Source organism: Mesorhizobium sp. P2_E7 (assembly GCF_056403855.1).
The window spans coordinates 189,496-208,090 of the sequence record NZ_JBFUER010000001.1; the positions used below are offsets into that span (position 1 = coordinate 189,496).

Below are 18,595 nucleotides of genomic sequence, written 5' to 3' on the forward strand. Positions count from 1 at the left end.
CGCATCTGAAAGGCGTATGTTGACATAAAGATGTCTTTATGTGACTTGGGTTTGACTGTCGCCCCAAGGATAAAAAATGTCGCAGAATACTGCACCGCTGGACGTTTTGTTCGGCCCCGTCGCGGCTACGCCCGACGGTTCCGAAGTGCTTGCAGCTCTCACCGCGGCGGCGCGTGAGCGTATCCTCATCCTCGACGGCGCCATGGGCACGCAGATCCAGGGCCTCGGTTTCGACGAGGAGCAGTTTCGCGGCGAGGCCTTTGCCGGCTGCGCCTGCCACCAGCAGGGCAACAACGACCTCCTGATCCTGACCCAGCCCGCCGCGATCGAGGAGATCCACTATCAGTACGCCATCGCCGGTGCCGATATCCTCGAGACCAACACCTTCTCCTCGACCTCGATCGCCCAGGCCGATTACGGCATGGAGGACGCGGTCTATGCGCTGAACCGCGACGGTGCGCGGCTGGTGCGGCGCGCCGCCATTCGCGCCGAGCAGGAAGACGGCAAGCGCCGTTTCGTCGCCGGCGCGCTCGGGCCGACCAACCGCACCGCCTCGATGTCGCCCGACGTCAACAATCCCGGCTATCGCGCCGTCACTTTCGACGATCTTCGCCTGGCCTATGGCGAGCAGCTGCGCGGCCTGATCGACGGCGGCGCCGACATCATCCTGATCGAGACCATCTTCGACACGCTGAACGCCAAGGCGGCGATCTTTGCCTGCAACGAGATCTTTCTCGAAAAGGGCGTGCGCCTGCCGGTGATGATTTCCGGCACCATCACCGATCTTTCCGGCCGCACCCTGTCGGGCCAGACTCCGACCGCCTTCTGGCACTCGGTGCGCCATGCCAGCCCTTTCACCATCGGTCTCAACTGTGCGCTCGGCGCCAACGCCATGCGCGCGCATCTGGCCGAAATATCCGGCGCCGCAGACACCTTCGTCTGCGCCTATCCGAATGCCGGCCTGCCCAATGAATTCGGTAGGTATGACGAGAGCCCGGACTTCATGGCCGCGCAGATCGAGGATTTCGCGCGGGAAGGGCTGGTCAACGTCGTTGGCGGCTGCTGCGGCTCGACGCCGGACCACATCCGGGCGATTGCCGAGGCGGTCAAAAAATATCCGCCGCGCGCCATTCCCGAAATCGAGCGCAAGATGCGCTTGTCCGGGCTGGAGCCGTTCACGCTGACCGACGAGATTCCCTTCGTCAATGTCGGCGAACGCACCAACGTCACTGGATCAGCCAAGTTCCAAAAACTGATCACGGCGGGCGACTATGTTCCCGCGCTCGACGTGGCGCGCGACCAGGTCGCCAGTGGCGCCCTGATCATCGACATCAACATGGATGAAGGCCTGATCGATTCGAAGAAGGCGATGGTCGAGTATCTCAATTTGATCGCGGCCGAGCCTGATATCGCCCGCGTCCCGGTGATGGTCGACAGTTCGAAATGGGAGATCATCGAGGCCGGCTTGAAATGCGTGCAGGGCAAGCCGCTGGTCAACTCCATCTCGATGAAGGAAGGCGAGGAAGCGTTCCTGCATCATGCCAGGCTGGTACGCGCCTATGGCGCGGCGGTGGTCGTCATGGCCTTCGACGAGGCCGGTCAGGCCGACACCAAGGCGCGCAAGGTCGAGATCTGCACCCGCGCCTACAAGCTCTTGACCGAACAGGCCGGTTTCCCGCCGGAGGACATCGTCTTCGACCCCAATGTCTTCGCGGTCGCCACCGGCATCGAGGAGCATGACAATTACGGCGTCGATTTCATCGAGGCCGCCGGCGACATCACTGCGACGCTGCCGCATGTCCATATCTCGGGCGGCGTCTCGAACCTGTCCTTCTCGTTCCGCGGCAACGAGCCGGTGCGCGAGGCCATGCACGCCGTGTTCCTCTACCATGCCATCCAGCGCGGCATGGATATGGGCATCGTCAATGCCGGCCAATTGGCCGTCTACGACACGATCGAGCCGGAGCTGCGCGAGGCCTGCGAGGATGTCGTGCTCAACCGCGCGCCCAGGGCTGGCGGCACTGCCACCGAGCGCATGCTGGAGATCGCCGAACGCTTCAAGGGCGCAGCCGGCAAGGAAGGCAAGGAGCGCGATCTCGCCTGGCGCGAGCTGCCGGTCGAAGGACGCATTTCGCATGCGCTGGTCAACGGCATTACCGAATTCATCGACGCCGACACCGAGGAAGCGCGGCTGGCAGCCGAGCGTCCGCTGCATGTCATCGAAGGCCCGCTGATGGCCGGCATGAATGTCGTCGGCGATCTGTTCGGCGCGGGAAAAATGTTCCTGCCGCAAGTGGTGAAATCGGCGCGGGTGATGAAGCAGGCGGTGGCCGGATTGCTGCCGCATATGGAGGCGGAAAAACTGGCCAACGCCGCCAACGGCATCGACAATGGCGAGCGTCAGACGGCGGGAAAAATCCTGATGGCGACGGTGAAGGGCGATGTCCATGACATCGGCAAGAACATCGTCGGCGTCGTGCTAGCCTGCAACAACTACGAGATCATCGATCTCGGCGTCATGGTGCCGGCGGCAAAAATCCTGCAGACGGCGCGCGAGCACAATGTCGACATCATCGGCCTGTCCGGCCTGATCACGCCGTCGCTGGACGAGATGGCGCACATGGCCGCCGAGATGGAGCGCGAGGGGTTTGATATCCCGCTGCTGATCGGCGGCGCCACGACCAGCCGCGTGCACACGGCGGTGAAGATCCACCCGCGCTACGCCAAGGGGCAGACGGTCTATGTCGCCGACGCCAGCCGCGCGGTCGGCGTGGTATCGGCGCTGCTGTCGAATGACGGCAAGGCCGGCTATGTCGACGCGGTGCGGGCCGAGTACAAGAAGGTCGCCGACGCGCATGCCCGCTCGGAAGCCGACAAGCAGCGGCTGCCGCTCGCCAAAGCGAGGGCCAATGCGCACAAGATCGACTGGTCTGCCTACCAGCCGCCGAAGCCGTCCTTCACCGGCGTGAAGGTTTTCGACAATTGGGACCTGACCGAACTCTCGCGCTACATCGACTGGACGCCGTTCTTCCAGACCTGGGAGCTGAAGGGCCGCTACCCCAAGATCCTCGAGGACGAGGCGCAGGGCCCCGCCGCGCGCCAGCTGTTCGAGGATGCGCAGGCGATGCTGCAGAAAATCATCGCGGAAAAATGGTTCGCGCCGCGTGGCGTCATCGGCTTCTGGCCGGCCAACGCTATCGGCGACGACATCAGGCTGTTCACCGACGAGAAGCGCTCGCAGGAGCTGGCGACCTTCTTCACGCTGCGCCAGCAACTGACCAAGCGCGACGGCAAGGCCAATGTCGCGCTGTCGGATTTCGTCGCGCCCGCAGACAGCGGCAAGCCCGACTATATCGGCGGCTTCATCGTCACCGCAGGCATCGAGGAAGTGGCGATCGCCGAGCGCTTCGAGCGCGCCAATGACGATTACTCCTCGATCATGGTCAAGGCGCTGGCCGACCGCTTCGCCGAAGCTTTTGCCGAGCGCATGCACGAGAAGGTGCGCAAGGAATTCTGGGGCTATGCGGCCGACGAGAATCTGGCGCCCGACGAACTGATCGGCGAACCCTATCGCGGCATCCGCCCGGCGCCCGGCTATCCCGCGCAGCCCGACCATACCGAGAAGGCGACGCTGTTCCGGTTGCTCGACGGCGAGGGCAACGCCGGCGTCAGCCTGACCGAGAGCTACGCGATGTGGCCGGGCTCGTCGGTCTCCGGCCTCTATCTCGCCCATCCCGAAAGCTATTATTTCGGCGTCGCCAAGGTCGAACGTGACCAGGTCGAGGATTATGCCCGCCGCAAGGACATGCCTTTGGCCGAGGTCGAGCGCTGGCTTGGCCCGATCCTCAATTATGTGCCCGTGGACTACGCAGAGGCGGCGGAGTAGCGCCCTGACGGTTTGACGAAACTGCCAAGGCGCAAGCGCGCCTGATCCGGCGCAGCGTCTGCTCGACCGCCGCCTAATTTCTCTCCCTCCAAAAATCTCACCGCACCGGGGAATAAAGCACGGCCCTTCCGGGTCTTGTTATCAGCGGGGCCATTCCAGCCCGCGACCCAAAGAAACGAAACAAGGAATTTTGGACATGACCAAGCTCGCTTTCAGCGTGGCTGCGATGCTGCTTGCCTCGAGCGCTGCCTTTGCCGGCAGCGACCACTTCACCAACAAGGCCAACCAGCCTGCCGTCGACACCGACGCCACTGCGTCAATTCCCTACACAGCACACCAGAACGGCGTCGACACCAAGGTGACGACGGGGCCGAAGCAGGGCTCGGTGCAGGACATCATTGACCAGCACAACCGCGACAGCATCTGGGGCCGCTAAGCGCTCCGGACCCAACCCCGACATTGACCGATCAGGAACCATCGACATGAAGAACATCGCTCTCACCGCAACCGCCATTCTGGTTGCCACAAGCAGCGCCTTTGCCGGCAGCCATCATCACCGCCCGCGCACCACCAGCCAGACGGCTGCGACCATCGACAACACCTACACCGCTGCCACCGCCAAGCCAGACATGGTCCGCCACGGCATGAAGGCGACAACGAAATCTGCTGCGGACGAACCGGGCCAGGGCATCTGGGGCAACTGAGTTCACGAGCGCCGGCGCCGCATCCCGACGGCGCCGCCTCGACCGCAGCAGGACGGGGAGCCAGGGGCTTGGCTCTCCGTCATCTCTTCCGCGACTTCAGACGCCACTCACAAGAGGAAATCACCATGTTCAGCATGACACGTCGCACATTGCTTGGAACCACGCTCGCCGCAACGGCCTTTGGTCTTGCCGGCAAGCTCGAATTCACCAGGCCGGCCTTCGCCGAAACGCCGGTCGAGCCGTCGATCGGCTTCTACAAATACAAGGTCGGCGATATCGAGGTCACCGCCATCTATGACGGCATTTGGCGCAAGCCCCATGACCCGGCCTTCATTAAGGGCGTCTCGGTCGACGACACCAAGGCAGCGCTCGCCAAGGCGGGGCTGACCACCGAATTCATGCCGATCCCGCTCACCGTCGTCGTGCTCAAAATGAACGGCAAGCTGATCATGATGGATGCCGGCTCGGGCGTTGGCCAGTGGCAGACCAACGCCACGCATCTGCCGGCCAACATGGCCGCCGCCGGCATCGACTACAAGGCGATCGACACCATCATGATCTCGCATTTCCATCCCGACCATGTCTGGGGCCTGATGGAGAAGGGCACCAATGCGCCGGTGTTCCCCAATGCCGAGCTGATCGTCAACGCCACCGAATACAACTGGTGGACCGACCCCGGCCGGCTGGCCAAGCTGCCCGAGGGACGCAAGCCGGCGGGCAAGCGCATCGCCGAAAATTTTCCGAAATGGAAGAACTGGAAGCTGGTCGAGGACGGCGCCGAAGTGGTGCCCGGCATCCAGATCATCGCCGCCCCCGGCCATACGCCGGGCCATTCGGTCTACCTCGCCAATTCCGGCAAGGAGCAGCTGATGATCTCGGCCGACACCATGTATGTGCCGGCTCTTCTGGCGCCGCATCCGGAGTGGCAGGGCAGCTACGACCAGGACGGGCCGACGGCGATCGCCACCCGCCACAAGATCATCGATCGGGTGATTGCCGACAACATCCGCATTTCCGGGTCGCACTTCCCGTTCCCGGGCACCGGCGTCTTCGTGAAAGACGGCAATGCCTATGGCTTCACTCCCGTTCAAATTTGAACGGGCAACTCAGATCCAAGCGAGAAAGACAATGAGAAAATCCTATCTGGGCAAGCATGCCCTGTTCGGCCTGCTCGGCGCCATTGCCGTGCTGACCGTGGTTCCCGCGGCGACCGTCATGCCGGCCTTTGCCGTCGACGACATCGAGGGCACTGACGCGCCCGACCTCACCGCCATCCAGGCCAAGATCGCCGTCAAGGACTACAAGGGCGCGCTGGCAGACCTGCGCGATCTCGCGCAGGACAACCAGCAGGCCGACGTCTACAATCTGCTCGGCTTCACGCTGCGCAAGACCGGGGATTTCACCACCGCGCTGACCTACTACAACAAGGCGCTGGAGCTGAAGCCCGACCACAAGGCCGCCCGCGAATATCTGGGCGAGCTCTTTGTCGAAACCGGCGACATGGCCAAGGCCAACGAACAGCTGGCCTCGCTGCAAAAGCTGTGCCCGGCCGGCTGCGAGGAACTCGAGGATTTGCGGAAGGCAATCGATACAAAGGTGACGCAGTAGGGCCGGGGGCATTTCCTCTCCCTGCGCGGAACGGGGCAATCGCATATAGCGGAGCCAGCCCCCACTCCGTCCGCTTCGCGGCCACCTCTCCCCCCTGTCCATGGGGGAGAGGAAATGCCAAGCCTTTCAAGGCAGCGACCGTGGCGGTTAGCATTTCCTCTCCCTCCGCGGAGCGGGGGGAGAGGTGGCTCGGCGAAGCCGAGACGGAGTGGGGGGCCTTGGCGCCGACCTCAACCCAACCCACCCCATCCCACCCCAGTTTGGGCGTCCGTGGCCGGCGCCCAAAAAGCCGGAGCCGGCATGCTTCCCTCAGGCCGGCTCCGGCCCTCGGACATCACCCACTTCCAGCGCAGATCCTGCGCGCCCCACCAAGCGCGCGGCGCCTGCCTGCACCCAAAATCCGGAGCCAGACCATGACACTCACCGACCACGCCGCGAAGCTGCACACGCTTGCCGCAAAGTACCACGCCAGAGACATTACCCTTCTCGCCGCCCGCCTGCTGCTGTCCGTGCTCTTCCTGCACGAAGGCCTGACGCTGGCCACCCATTTCGACGCCGCCGCCAAGGCGATGGCAGCCCAAGGCATCGGCCTGCCGCTGTTCATCGCCACGCTCGCGCTGCAACTCGGCGCAGGGCTCAGCATTGCATCCGGCCTGCTCACCAGCCTCGGCGCCATCGGTCTTGGCCTGTTTTGTCTGGCGACCGCGCTGCTGTTCCACACCAACCTCGCCAGCCAGAACGAGCTGCTGCACTTCGAAAAGGATCTGGCCATATCAGGCGGCATGTTCGTGCTGGCCATTGCAGGCGCCGGCGCCTTCTCGCTGGACCGGCTGGTGACCCTCCATCTGCAGCAGCGCCAGCGCGACAAGGAGATGGTGGCCGCACTGCTGGCGGCCGAGAACGACATGACGGTGCGAGTGACGTTGCCGGTTTGAGGCACCTTGGCCCGCTGCCTTGCGCATCGTCTGCCGCTCCAGTGCCGGCCTTTGCCAAATGCTTGCTTGCTGGAACCAGTCCCGATGCTCCGCATTCTATTAGCTGGGGCGCAAGGAGTGTGTGATGAAAGCGGTTTTGGCACTGATGGCAGGCTTCATCCTGACCCTTGCGGTCTTTGCCAGCGGGCTGGCTTTCGCCGCCTGGCTGATTGTCGCCAAGCCCGTGCAGGAGGCTAGGCCCGCCGACAGTGTCTCGCAATTGTGGACCAAGGACGCACAGAAGGTGGACAAGGCCGCGCCAGGGCTGGAGCGCGTGGCCGCCGCGCAACCCGCGGCGCCCGACGCCTCCGCCAGGATGCAGTCGCCGGACCCGACCACAGGCGCGGTGGCGCCCGATGCAGGCGAGCAGCAGGCCAGGCTGCCGGCTGCCCATGTCAGCTGGTGCGCGGACCGCTACCGCTCGTACAATCCTGACGACAACAGCTACATGTCCTACAGCGGACAGCAGCGACCCTGCGTCTCGCCCTATCTTGAAACCAGCGCCGCCGACCAAGGCGCGCAGCAACCCTCCGAAGTCAGCTATGTTGGCGCCGGCCCTCTGGTGGCAACAGCGGACCTTTCGGACGACCACGTCGAATCCTGCTTCAGCCGCTACCGCTCCTACCGTCCCGAGGACAACAGCTACCAGCCCTATTCCGGCGGGCCAAGGCGCCAGTGCGAGTAGGGTTGCTTGAATCGCGTGCGATCCCTGGCCATTTCGATCACGCAAATTCTTTGGATCAATCTCATCATCGCGGCGTTCTTCCCTGACACCAGGGAGGAACGACGATGGGTGACGAACGGCACGAGAAGATCCAGAAGCGCGCATACCAGATCTGGGAGCGCGAAGGCGGTGGCGACCCCGAGCATCACTGGCACCGGGCCGAGGCCGAAATCGACGGGGAGCCGCATTGCCGTTGACCGCCGACGACGCCCTGCCGCAAACCCGCGAGATCGCCAGCACCGACGTCCTGACCGTCGAGGAACTGGCCGTGCGCACCGGCATATCGGGCGACGAGGCGCAGGAGCTGATCGACCGCCTTGGCGCCGACCGCGCCGCGGTTGAGCAGGCAGCGCGGAGCCTCAAGGGGAAAGGGCGGCGCACGTCTTGATCGGGGGCCTCACGGCGCCAGAGCTTGCCGAAGGGATGGATGGCGCGCCATTGATCACGGGGCCGGATCTACTGCGGCGCCCGGGCACTCTGCCAAAGCCAGATTGCGAGCGAGCTGGATCGCCCACGGATCTGGGTCTCCACAGGTCCTCTTAAAGCACCGGATTTGACCAACGCGCAGTCGCGACCGGCGACCTCAAGCATTTCGTAACTCACCGCCACTTCGGCATTCTGGTCGGCAGCGATCTCCATCAAGCGACTTGCAACGTTGACGGTGTCGCCGATGGCCGCGATGTGCTGATGCCCTTCGCCGCCGAGTCGAGAGGCCACGATTGTTCCATGATGCGCTCCAATCTTGAAGCCGATCCGGGATGCGGTCGACGCAGGCAACGAGGCAAGCCAATCGTTGGTGCGGCTGGAGAGCCCGACACAACAGCGCGCAGCATTGAAGGCGTCGTCTGTCGCCGGTTCCGGCAGGCCGAACAGGATCATGGCGCCGTCACCCATGAAACTCGTGACAACGCCACCACAACTTGTCACTTCATCGTCCACCAACGCGTGAAAATTGTTCAGGAGTTCGCGCGTGGCGCTCGGTCCCAATGTTTCACTCAGTCCGGTGAAGCCGGACAGGTCGATGAACAGGATGGCGGCTTCTGTCCGGACGGGTTCCGAAAGGAAGTCGCCATGCTTGGCGAGCCATGCCCCCAGCCCTGGGGCTTCAACGCGTTGAAGCAATTGGCTCTGCGTGGCGAAATATTGGGCCCGGCTCCTGCCCAGCCAAAGCTGCGCTGCCCCAAAGAGGATTGCCGGCGGAACGGCAGCGGTCATCGGCAGCGCGGCGCTCAGCCAGATATGGTGAAGGAAAGCGGTCATGTTGACCACCAACCAGATCACGACCACGCCGGCGACCGCCGCGAGGCCGATGGCGTTTCGGCGCCACGCCAACAGGCCGACAAGAAGCATGGGCAGCGCCACTGCAACGCCCGCGTCTGCAAGGCGAACGTTCTGGTCGCGCACGATTCCGTCGCCGGTCATCAGATGGGCAATCGCCGTCGACATGACCTCGACGCCCGGCAGTATGGGATCGAACGGCGTCGGGAAGACATCGCCGGTGCCGGTTGCGGTCGCTCCTATCAAGACAATTCGGCCCCGGATAGCGCCGGGATCGAATTGGCCCGCCAGCACCGTCGCGGCGCTGATCGTGCGGATCGTGCCGCGCGGGCCATAGAATGTCAGCGGCAGGATGTGACCAATGTCCGTACGGATCGACCGTCCGTCCAGCGATAGATCATCGGGCGCAATTCCAGGATCCTCTCCCGCCGCCATGGCGGCAACACGCAAGGAGAAGGACGCTTGCAACTGATCTCCGGCCCGAAACAGCAACGGCACGAACCGGGGCGTTCCCGTCCTGTCGGTGACCACGTTCACGACGCCGATAGCGGCGGCGTCCGAAAACGGTTTCAGGGGCCACAGGAACCGCTCGGCATTCGGCACGCGGGCGAGGGGGCCTTCGCCCGCGGCCATCGTCCATTGTTTGCCTCCGGGGTAGATCGCCGCTGCGGCGATTACGCTTCTGCTCCTGCTCAGCGAATGCGCGAGCGCCTCGTCAGCGTCCTTTGCCCCGGGGTCGACCAGCAGCAGGTCGAGCGCAATGGCTTTCGGCCCGAGCGGCTCGATCGTATCGATGATCCGGGCAAGCGTGGCGCGGCTGAGGGGATAGCTGCCTTCGCGCCGCACCGTTTCATCGTCTATTGCAACAATGGTGATCAGCTCCGGCGGCTTTGCCGTTCCTCGAACAAGCGTTCGAAGATCGGTCATCGTTGCCTCGACGCGATCGAGAAACCAGAAATTGCCGTGCCAGTGCGCGAAGCCCAGGCCGGCGCCCCAAAGACCCGCCAGAATGACCGCGATCAGCGTCGGAAGCCCTCGTCGGCTCATGGCAAGCTCATTGGGCAAGCTCATTGGGCAAGCTCACTGGCCAAGCTCACTGGCCGAAACGGGCCAGCAATGCGGAAACGCGCTTGGCGGGCCAGCGCTTGACGATGAGTTTGCCTGTCCCGGCCTCGACGTCCACGCCATCCCCCGGTGCGAGGACCACGACGGCGGTGGATGCCGGCCGTTGCACGGCGACGCGACCTCTCAGGACGAAAACAGACGTCTTGCCGCTGCCGACGTCGACTGCCCATTTTGTGCCGCGCACCGCGGCGATCGCCTGCGGGGTGATAACCGCGAAGCCACCCTGGACCGCGCCGGCCGGCGCATCGAGCAGCAGCGCCTTGCGCCGCAACCTGACCGCGTCGGGACTGCCGTTTCGATCGCGATCCTCCAGCGTAAAACGAGCGCCACCTTCGACAATGACGGCAAGGCCTTCCCGACATCTCAGAATCTGTCGGGACGTACCGGCCACCGGCTCGAGCGTACACCCTGCATCCTGCGCATGGGCGGCATCCACCCAGAATACACCGGCAAACAGGACAGCCACCAGGCTACGGAAAAATCGGCCCCTTGCGCTCATCAACGTCACCTCGCTTTGCGAAACTCTGCGGCTGGAAAATCGTATGCCGTCAGTTGCCCGCATGTTTGGCAGTATATTCACGAGCCGGCACTTGCAGCCGCGTTGGCTTGAAGGATGCCGACCGGCAATCGTAACACGACAAGTTGCTCCGGCGTTAAGCATGTTCGGCAGGCCGGTCGCGTTCGCCGGGCAGGTGAGGGAGCCGCCATGGCGACCACAAGCGCCACTGCACCAGAACGCGATGGAGATCCACCGGGAAGCCGCTTTGCCGCTGACGGCCGACGAAGCCCTGCCGCAAACAAAGGAGATTGCCGGCACCGACGTTCTCAGTCGAGGAACTGGTCCGTGCGCACCGGCATGTCGGGAGACGAAGCCGCCTGGGCACCGACCGCGCCGCCACCGGACAAAAAGACTGGGAAGAGGCGCAATCTCGGCGCGTTTGACAACCGCGAAGCGGCGGAGAAGCATGAGCGGGAGGTGCAGTATTTCAAGCGGCATTGAGGAGGTGGTCGCAATAGCGATACACCATTGAAGGCGTTCATTCTCTGTAATTGCGAATGACAGCAATGCGCCTCATGTCCGCCACTGATGGCTCCTTCGTCGTATCCCGAAAGCAGGCATTGGGCTCAGGCGGCATGATGTTCGGGTTTGACCCAAACATTCAAAACGCGGTCCTAGACAGGCTGTCTCCCCTGGTGGATCATGCGTGGGTAGGCAAGCCAGGGGCGCCACCATGGACGTCGGAGGTTGGCTGCGGAGGCTTGGCCTTGAACAGTATGAGGCCTCCTTCCGCGAGAATAAGATCGACGACACGGTCCTGCCGAGGTTGACGCCCGAGGACTTGAAGGATCTTGGTGTCGGATTTGTCGGACATCGTCGTAAGCTGCTCGACGCCATCGCAGCCTTGCGCGCTCAAGTAAGCGCACCAACATCGCTGTTATCCGATGCGCCTCAGGCAATCGACAACGCCGCGAAAGACACCGCCGAGCGCCGCCAGGTCACCGTGATGTTCTCGGACCTTGTCGGCTCGACTGCACTCTCCGCGCGAATGGACCCTGAGGATTTGCGTGAGGTGATTGCGGCCTATCAGAAGTGCGTTGCCGAGGCCGTGCGTCGCTTTGGCGGGTTTGTGGCTAAATACATGGGCGACGGCGTGCTGGTGTATTTTGGCTATCCGAAAGCGCATGAGGACGACGCAGAGCGAGCCGTGCGCGCGGGGCTGGCGGTCGTTGATTCGATCGCAAGGCTCGCGACCCCGGCACAAGCGGCGCTGGCGATACGTGTCGGCATCGCAACGGGGCTGGTGGTGGTGGGCGACCTCATCGGCGAGGGAGCGGCGCAGGAGGAAGCGGTGGTCGGCAAGTCGCCAAACTTAGCGGCTCGGCTGCAAGCATTGGCGGCGCCCGGCCAGATTGTGATCCCGCTCGCGACGCGCCAACTACTCGGTGGGCTGTTCGAGTTCGCCGACCTGGGCCTGCACGACCTGAAAGGGTTCGACGCCCCGATCCGCGCGTGGCGCGTGCTTCGCGAGAGTACCGCCGAGACCCGGTTCGAAGCGCGCGCGACGAGCGGCCTCGCCCCCACAGTTGGGCGCGAGCACGAGCTTGCTCTGCTTGCGGAGCTCTGGGGCAAGGCCGCGTCCGGCGAGGGGCAGGTGGTCCTGCTCTCCGGCGAGCCCGGCATCGGCAAGTCGCACCTGATTCAGGCGCTCCGCGAGCGCCTGCGGGACCGGCCGCACATCCGCATCCGCTGCCAGTGCTCGCCGTTCCACGCAAATAGCGCCCTTCGCCCGTCGATTATCCAGCTCACCCGTGCGGCTGGCTTCCATCCAGACGATTCGCCGAGCGTAAAACTCGACAAGCTAGAGCGTCTCTTGGCACGGTCCACAGACAAGGTCCGGGAAGTCGCCCCTTTGTTGTCGGCGTTTCTTTCGCTTCCGGTAGGCAGCCGCTACGCACCCCTGAACCTCAGCCCTCAGCGCCAGAAGGAGCTGATCCTCGATGCTCTGGCCCGGCAGCTTATTGGCTTAGCGGCCCGCCAGCCCGTGCTGATGGTTTTCGAGGATATCCACTGGATTGATCCAACTTCGCTAGAACTTCTCGACCGATTGGTCCAGCAGATCCCCCGCCTTGCAGTATTGGCGATCTTCAGTTTCCGCCCTGAGTTCGAGCCGCGGTGGATCGACCACCCGCAGGTCACCTCGCTCACGCTGAACCGCCTAAGCCGCCGACAGGGCGCGGCCCTGGTGGAGCGGTTGACCGGGGGCAAGGCGCTGCCGGGCGGGTTGCTCGAGCAGATGGTGGCCAAGACAGACGGCGTGCCCCTGTTCCTCGAGGAGGTGACCAAGGCCGTAATTGAATCTGACGTGCTGACCGATGAAGGCGACCGTTACGCACTCTCGGGCCCACTGCCACCGTTGGCGATCCCTGCAACCCTGCAGGATTCTCTGCTGGCGCGGCTCGATCGGCTAATGACGCCAGCGCGGGAGCTCGCGCAGATTGGCGCCGCCATCGGCCGCGAATTTTCTTATGAGCTGCTGGTGGCGGTCGCGCAGCGCGAGGAACGGGAACTGCATGGCGCACTCGACCAACTAATCAGCGCCGAACTCGTGATCGCGCGCGGTCGGCCGCCGCACGCGACGTACATCTTCAAGCACGCATTGGTGGGAGATGCCGCCTATTCCACCTTGCTGCGCAGTCGCCGCCAGCAGCTGCACACCCGGATCGCCCACGCGCTCGAGCAGCATTTCGGCGAGGTCGTCGAACACGAGCCCGAGATCGTGGCTCAGCACTATACGGCTGCAGGCCTCTCCCTTCAGGCCATCAGCTATTGGCAGCGCGCGGGAGAGAGCGCCAACGACCGTTCGGCCAACGATGAGGCCCAGAGCCATCTGCAGAAAGCGCTGAACTTAATCGAAACGCTCCCCGCGGGCCCGGAGCGCAAGCGACGGGAGCTCGCAGCGCTAACGGTGCTGGGCCGCGTGCTCACCGCCAAGAATGGCTACGCAAATGCCGAGGTCGAGCCGATTTATTCTCGCGCGCGCCGCCTTTGCGAGGTGATGCCAGAAGATGCGGTTGTCTTCCCGGTTCTGCTCGGCCTGGCCATCTACTCGGCCACGCGCGCCGAACTCACGGCGGCGCACGAGCTGAGCGGACGGCTTCTCGACCTTGCCCTGCAGAGTATCGATCCCGTGTGGGTGGTCGAAGCCCATTATGCTCGGGGGGTCAGCTGTTCTTGGCGCGGCGACTTCAGGGAGGCACGGAAACATCTAGAGCTGGCTTCCGAAGCGTATCGCCCACAGCGACATCGAGCTCATCTCGCCCTCTACGGCCAGGATCCCGGACCGATTTGCTTATGTCGTGGGTCAGCTGTGCTTTGGCACCTCGGCTACCCCGACCAGGCGCTGACCCGGATGGAAGACGCCCTTGTCTTGGCCGAGCGATTGGCGCACCCCTTCAGCCGCGCTTACGTGCTGGTATGGGCAGCGTGGTTACGAATTTTCCGACGCGAGGTGGCCGAAGCCGAGGAGCGGATCGACCGTGCGCTCACTTTCGCGACCGAGCAGGCGTATCCCTTCTGGGTTTCCATGGCCGCCCAGCAGAAGGGATGGCTCTCGGCGAAGCAGGGCCAGAAGGAGCGAGCGATCGCCCAAATTGAGGATAGCCTGGCCCGGATGCAGGCCGCCGGAACGCAAGTGACGCAGGCGTACACGATGGGATTCCTCGGGGAGGTGCTCGGGAGTGTCAATCGCGCGTCGGACGGCGTGCGCCTGATCGATCGGGCTCTCGACCAGGTGAGCCGGACCCGCGAGCAGTGGTGCGACGCCGAATTGCTGCGGCTCCGAGGTGCTATATTGGCTGCCGCGGAACCAAGCGATTGCCAGGAGGCTGAAATCTCGTTCCGCCAAGCGATCGAACGGTCTCGCAAGCAAGGTGCCAAATCCTGGGAGCTGCGCGCCGCCACATCGCTTGCGCGCCTTTTGGCCGAACAGGGCAAGCGCGCCGAGGCGCACGACCTGCTCGCGCCGACCTACGGCTGGTTCACCGAAGGCTTCGACACGGTCGATTTGAAAGAGGCTAAGACCTTGCTCGACAAGCTACGGGCATGATGACGCACATGCTGCCATGCAATGTCCGGTCCAGGCGCAAAACAGCCGCCGATGTGCTGGGCGCGAAGGTCGGCTTTCAGTTCAATCAGCCCAAAAGCGGTTATTCCGCTTCCGGCCCGTATCAAGACGTACAATGTGTCGCCGGTTGGCGTCCGAAACTGGCGTCTAGCCAACCCTCCGATTTCACGCGGGCTCCCCCGCCCGTTAACCTTTCATTAACCATACCACGGCTAGCGTTTACCTCTCAGTAAGGAATCGCCCGCCGTGACCTTTGCCGCTCCCCTCGAGGCCAAATCCATTCGCTTTCGCGCCCGCTCCTTCGTCGCTTTCACGCTGACGCCGGAGGCGCCTTTGGATGTTTGGTTGGAGAGCCTGGATCGCTGGATCGGCAATTCGCCGGGCTATTTTGCCGGGCGCCCGGTGGTGCTCGATCTGAACATGCTGAAGCCCGATGTCGTGGCCATCGAAGCGCTGATCGGCGTGCTTGGCCAGCGCGGCATTCGCGTCTATGCCATGGAACTCGACGGCGGCGCCGAGCTTGGCGCGCATCTGCCGCCGGTGCTGGTCGGCGCCAAGGAGGCGACGACCGACGGCCTGCTGCAGCCGAGCCGCAAGGCGGGCAGGGCGGAGGATGCCACTGCGTCAGGCGACAAGCCAGCCGCTGATCTCAAGGCAGCAAGTGATTTGAAGGCGGATCTGAAGCCTGCGGGCGAGGCCAAGGCGCTGCCGCAGGACGCCAAGTCCGGCGCACCGGACGCGGGCACGTTGATGATCCGCTCGCCGATCCGTTCGGGGCAGCTCATCTTTCATCCGCATGGCGATGTCATCGTGCTGGGCTCGGTCGCTTCCGGCTCCGAAATCGTCGCCACCGGCTCGATCCATGTCTACGGCACGCTGCGCGGCCGCGCTTCGGCGGGCGCTCAAGGGAACACGGCGGCCCGCGTCTTCTGCCGCAGGAACGAGGCCGAGCTTCTGTCGGTGGACGGCTGGTATTGCACCGCCGAGGAGATGGACCCGTCAGTCCGGGGCAAGCCTGTGCAGGCATTTCTCGACAACGGCATGCTGCGCATCGCCCCTTTCAGCTAATGCGGCGGGCGCGGCTCGCGCCCGACCGACGACATAACGACAACAACGGAGGCTTTTTCGATGGGCAAGGTAGTGGTGGTCACCTCGGGCAAGGGGGGCGTCGGCAAGACGACCTCGACCGCGGCTCTGGGGGCGGCGGTCGCCAAGACCGGCAAGAAGGTGGCGCTGGTCGACTTCGACGTCGGCTTGCGCAATCTCGATTTGATCATGGGCGCCGAACGGCGCGTCGTGTTCGACCTCGTCAACGTCATCCAGGGCTCGGCAAAACTGTCGCAGGCGCTGATCCGCGACAAGCGGGTCGAGACGCTGTTCCTGCTGCCGGCCTCGCAGACGCGTGACAAGGACGCGCTGACCGAGGAGGGCGTGGCCGAGGTCATCGGCAAGCTGCGCTCGGTCTTCGACTACGTCTTCTGCGACAGCCCGGCCGGCATCGAGCGCGGCGCGCAGCTCGCCATGCGCTTTGCCGACGAGGCGGTCATCGTCACCAACCCGGAAGTGAGCTCGGTGCGCGATTCCGATCGCATCATCGGCCTGCTCGATGCCCGCACCTTGCGCGCCGAACAGGGCGAGCAGATCGCCAAGCATGTGCTGGTCACGCGCTACGATGCGGCACGTGCCGCGCGCGGCGAAATGCTGTCGATCGACGATGTGCTGGAGATTCTCTCGACGCCGCTGCTCGGTATCATCCCGGAGAGCCAGGATGTGCTCAGGGCCTCCAACCTCGGTTCGCCGGTGACGCTGTCGGAGCCGCTCAATGCCGCCGCCAAGGCTTACATCGATGCCGCAAAGCGGCTCGAGGGAGAACAGCTGCCGGTCATTGTGCCCTTCGAACGCAAGGGCTTCCTCGACCGTCTGTTGGGAAGGAGGGCGGCATGAACCTGCTCGACATCTTCAAGCGGCGCACCAGCGCGCCGGTGGCGCGCGAACGGCTGCAAGTGCTACTCGCCTATGAGCGCCGCAACCGCAGCCAGCCCGACCTGGTCTCCATCCTGCGCGAGGAGATCATGGCGGTCATCGCCAAGCATGTGCAGATCGACCAGGACTATCTGCAAGTCTCGATGGACCGCGGCGAGACCATGTCGACGCTGGAGATCGATATCCAGATCCCCAACAAGAGCCCAGTGCCGCTGGCGATGGCTGGGTGAGGGGCTGACGCTGCTGATCTCCCCCCTTGTGGGGGTCCGAAGGACGGGCGAGACCCGTGGCTCGCCCCGGTAACTCGATCCGCAAAGCGGATCGGGGTGGGGGTCTGCGTGACCTTCCAGGACTTGGGTTCCTCGCCCCCGCAAAGCGGGGGAGAGGTGTCCGCGAAGCGGACGGAGAGGGGGCTTGCGGCGCTGGCGGTTCCCTCTGAATTCGTTCAAGCCGCGCCATTCCCCCTCTCCGTCTCGGGCTTCGCCCGAGCCACCTCTCCCCCACCTTCGTGGGGGCGAGGAACCTAAACCCATCAACGTCCCAAAAAAACATTCAACCAAACGGTTGACTATCCAAAAGCGTGCGTCTATATTCAACTACATGGTTGAATTAGAGACGCCCCAGATGGACCAGGTTTTTCACGCCCTTAGCGACGCCACGCGCCGCAACATGATCAACAGCCTCGCCGGCGGCGAGCGCACGGTGAGCCAGCTGGCCGAACCCTTTGCCATGTCGCTGGCCGCCGCCTCCAAGCACATCAAGGCGCTGGAGCATGCCGGGCTGATCCGGCGCGAAGTGCGCGGCCGCACCCATGTTTGCCGCCTCGAGGCGCGTCCGCTGGCCACCGCCTATGAGTGGCTCGCCCAATACGCGCGTTTCTGGAACAGCCGCCTCGATGTCCTCGAACAGCTTTTGCGCGAGGAGCGCAAAACGCCGACAGCGCAGACGACGCCGGCACCGGCAAAACCAGAATCATCCAAGCCTGAATCACCCCGACCGACATCACCCAAGCCAACATCGCCTAAGCCAACATCATCCGAGGGAGACGACCAATGAACCAGATGAACTTCGACGGCTACGGCCAGTTGATCCAACCCGCCACTTTGAGGATCGAACGGCTTTTGCCCGGAACCAGGGAGCGCGTCTGGGAATATCTGACACAGAGCGATCTGCGCCGCCAGTGGATGGCCGCCGGCGAAATGGAGGAGGGGGAAGGTTCGTCCTTCGAACTCGTCTGGCGCAATGACGAGCTCACCGACCCGCCCGGCGAAAGGCCGGCCGGCTTCGGTGATGAGCACCGGATGCAGAGCCGCATTGTCGAATACGACCCGCCGCGCAAGCTCACCATCACCTGGAGCGGCAGCGGCAATGTCTCGTTCGAATTGGCGCAGCGCGGCGACGATGTCCTGCTCACCGTTATTCACCGCCGCCTGCCCGACCGCTCGAGCCTGCTGATGCATGCCGCCGGCTGGCACATACATCTCGATATTCTGGCGGCCCGCATGACGGGCGAGAAGCCGGAAACGTTCTGGGACGGCTGGAACCGTCTCATGACCGACTACGACCAGCGCCTGCCGGCCTGACCTAACCTAAGCATTTCTGCCTGACCTCGCGCCGGATGCCGGCGCGAGGACCGATGAAACACGTCCCAACATTGGAGAGAGACAATGCGTGCATTCAGAAGAATT

The 18,595-nt window shown here is 64.0% G+C and carries 16 protein-coding genes and 1 pseudogene; 15 read left to right on the top strand and 2 right to left on the bottom strand.

Annotation, left to right across the window (positions count from 1 at the left end; translation table 11 throughout):
* The first annotated feature begins 76 nt into the window (after positions 1-76).
* The 8 genes and pseudogenes from metH (at position 77) to AC1DYC_RS01000 (ending at position 8,284) form a co-directional block, all read left to right on the top strand.
* Positions 77-3,886 carry a methionine synthase gene (gene metH / locus AC1DYC_RS00965; protein ID WP_477403197.1) on the top strand — a complete coding sequence of 1,270 codons (3,810 nt, stop codon included), beginning with the start codon at positions 77-79 and terminating at the stop codon, positions 3,884-3,886.
* 196 nt (positions 3,887-4,082) lie between these two features.
* The gene (locus AC1DYC_RS00970; RefSeq protein ID WP_477403199.1) at positions 4,083-4,322 is read left to right on the top strand and encodes a DUF680 domain-containing protein; all 240 of its coding nucleotides are present in this window, start codon (positions 4,083-4,085) and stop codon (positions 4,320-4,322) included.
* Between the two features lie 46 nt (positions 4,323-4,368).
* Positions 4,369-4,590: a DUF680 domain-containing protein gene (locus AC1DYC_RS00975; RefSeq protein ID WP_477403200.1), complete on the top strand. Its 222-nt coding sequence runs from the start codon at positions 4,369-4,371 to the stop codon at positions 4,588-4,590.
* 125 nt (positions 4,591-4,715) lie between these two features.
* Entirely contained in the window at positions 4,716-5,687 is a 972-nt protein-coding gene (locus AC1DYC_RS00980; protein WP_477403202.1) for an MBL fold metallo-hydrolase, read from the top strand.
* Between the two features lie 31 nt (positions 5,688-5,718).
* Positions 5,719-6,198, top strand: coding sequence for a tetratricopeptide repeat protein (locus AC1DYC_RS00985; protein WP_477403204.1), 480 nt, complete (start codon positions 5,719-5,721; stop codon positions 6,196-6,198).
* 413 nt (positions 6,199-6,611) lie between these two features.
* Positions 6,612-7,133, top strand: coding sequence for a DoxX family protein (locus tag AC1DYC_RS00990; protein WP_477403206.1), 522 nt, complete (start codon positions 6,612-6,614; stop codon positions 7,131-7,133).
* A 121-nt stretch (positions 7,134-7,254) separates the two neighbouring features.
* A complete protein-coding gene (locus tag AC1DYC_RS00995; protein ID WP_477403208.1) occupies positions 7,255-7,857 on the top strand; it encodes a BA14K family protein in 603 nt (200 codons plus the stop codon).
* Positions 7,858-7,961: 104 nt separating this feature from the next.
* A pseudogene (locus tag AC1DYC_RS01000) lies at positions 7,962-8,284 on the top strand (DUF2934 domain-containing protein).
* A 68-nt stretch (positions 8,285-8,352) separates the two neighbouring features.
* Here the strand turns inward: AC1DYC_RS01000 and AC1DYC_RS01005 are convergent.
* Both AC1DYC_RS01005 and AC1DYC_RS01010 read right to left on the bottom strand, forming a co-directional pair.
* Positions 8,353-10,221, bottom strand: a complete 1,869-nt coding sequence (locus tag AC1DYC_RS01005) for a CHASE2 domain-containing protein (RefSeq protein WP_477408106.1) — start codon at positions 10,219-10,221, stop codon at positions 8,353-8,355.
* Between the two features lie 46 nt (positions 10,222-10,267).
* Positions 10,268-10,798, bottom strand: a complete 531-nt coding sequence (locus tag AC1DYC_RS01010; protein ID WP_477403210.1) for a FecR domain-containing protein — start codon at positions 10,796-10,798, stop codon at positions 10,268-10,270.
* Positions 10,799-11,143: 345 nt separating this feature from the next.
* Here AC1DYC_RS01010 and AC1DYC_RS01015 point away from each other — a divergent pair, with 345 nt between their 5' ends.
* The 7 genes from AC1DYC_RS01015 (at position 11,144) to AC1DYC_RS01045 (ending at position 18,490) form a co-directional block, all read left to right on the top strand.
* The gene (locus tag AC1DYC_RS01015) at positions 11,144-11,299 is read left to right on the top strand and encodes a hypothetical protein (protein ID WP_477408334.1); all 156 of its coding nucleotides are present in this window, start codon (positions 11,144-11,146) and stop codon (positions 11,297-11,299) included.
* Between the two features lie 232 nt (positions 11,300-11,531).
* Positions 11,532-14,906 carry an adenylate/guanylate cyclase domain-containing protein gene (locus tag AC1DYC_RS01020; RefSeq protein WP_477403212.1) on the top strand — a complete coding sequence of 1,125 codons (3,375 nt, stop codon included), beginning with the start codon at positions 11,532-11,534 and terminating at the stop codon, positions 14,904-14,906.
* Positions 14,907-15,170: 264 nt separating this feature from the next.
* Entirely contained in the window at positions 15,171-15,992 is an 822-nt protein-coding gene (gene minC, locus AC1DYC_RS01025) for a septum site-determining protein MinC (protein WP_477403214.1), read from the top strand.
* 60 nt (positions 15,993-16,052) lie between these two features.
* A complete protein-coding gene (gene minD, locus AC1DYC_RS01030) occupies positions 16,053-16,868 on the top strand; it encodes a septum site-determining protein MinD (RefSeq protein WP_029869303.1) in 816 nt (271 codons plus the stop codon).
* Positions 16,865-17,137 (top strand): cell division topological specificity factor MinE, encoded by a 273-nt coding sequence (gene minE, locus AC1DYC_RS01035; protein WP_112560940.1) that lies wholly within the window; start codon positions 16,865-16,867, stop codon positions 17,135-17,137. The genes minD and minE overlap by 4 nt, the downstream gene beginning before the upstream one ends.
* 370 nt (positions 17,138-17,507) lie before the next feature.
* Positions 17,508-17,963: an ArsR/SmtB family transcription factor gene (locus AC1DYC_RS01040; protein WP_477408108.1), complete on the top strand. Its 456-nt coding sequence runs from the start codon at positions 17,508-17,510 to the stop codon at positions 17,961-17,963.
* Complete coding sequence (locus tag AC1DYC_RS01045; protein ID WP_477403216.1) at positions 17,960-18,490, top strand: SRPBCC family protein; 531 nt, start codon at positions 17,960-17,962, stop codon at positions 18,488-18,490. Before AC1DYC_RS01040 ends, AC1DYC_RS01045 begins: the two co-directional genes overlap by 4 nt.
* The last annotated feature ends 105 nt before the right edge of the window (positions 18,491-18,595 follow it).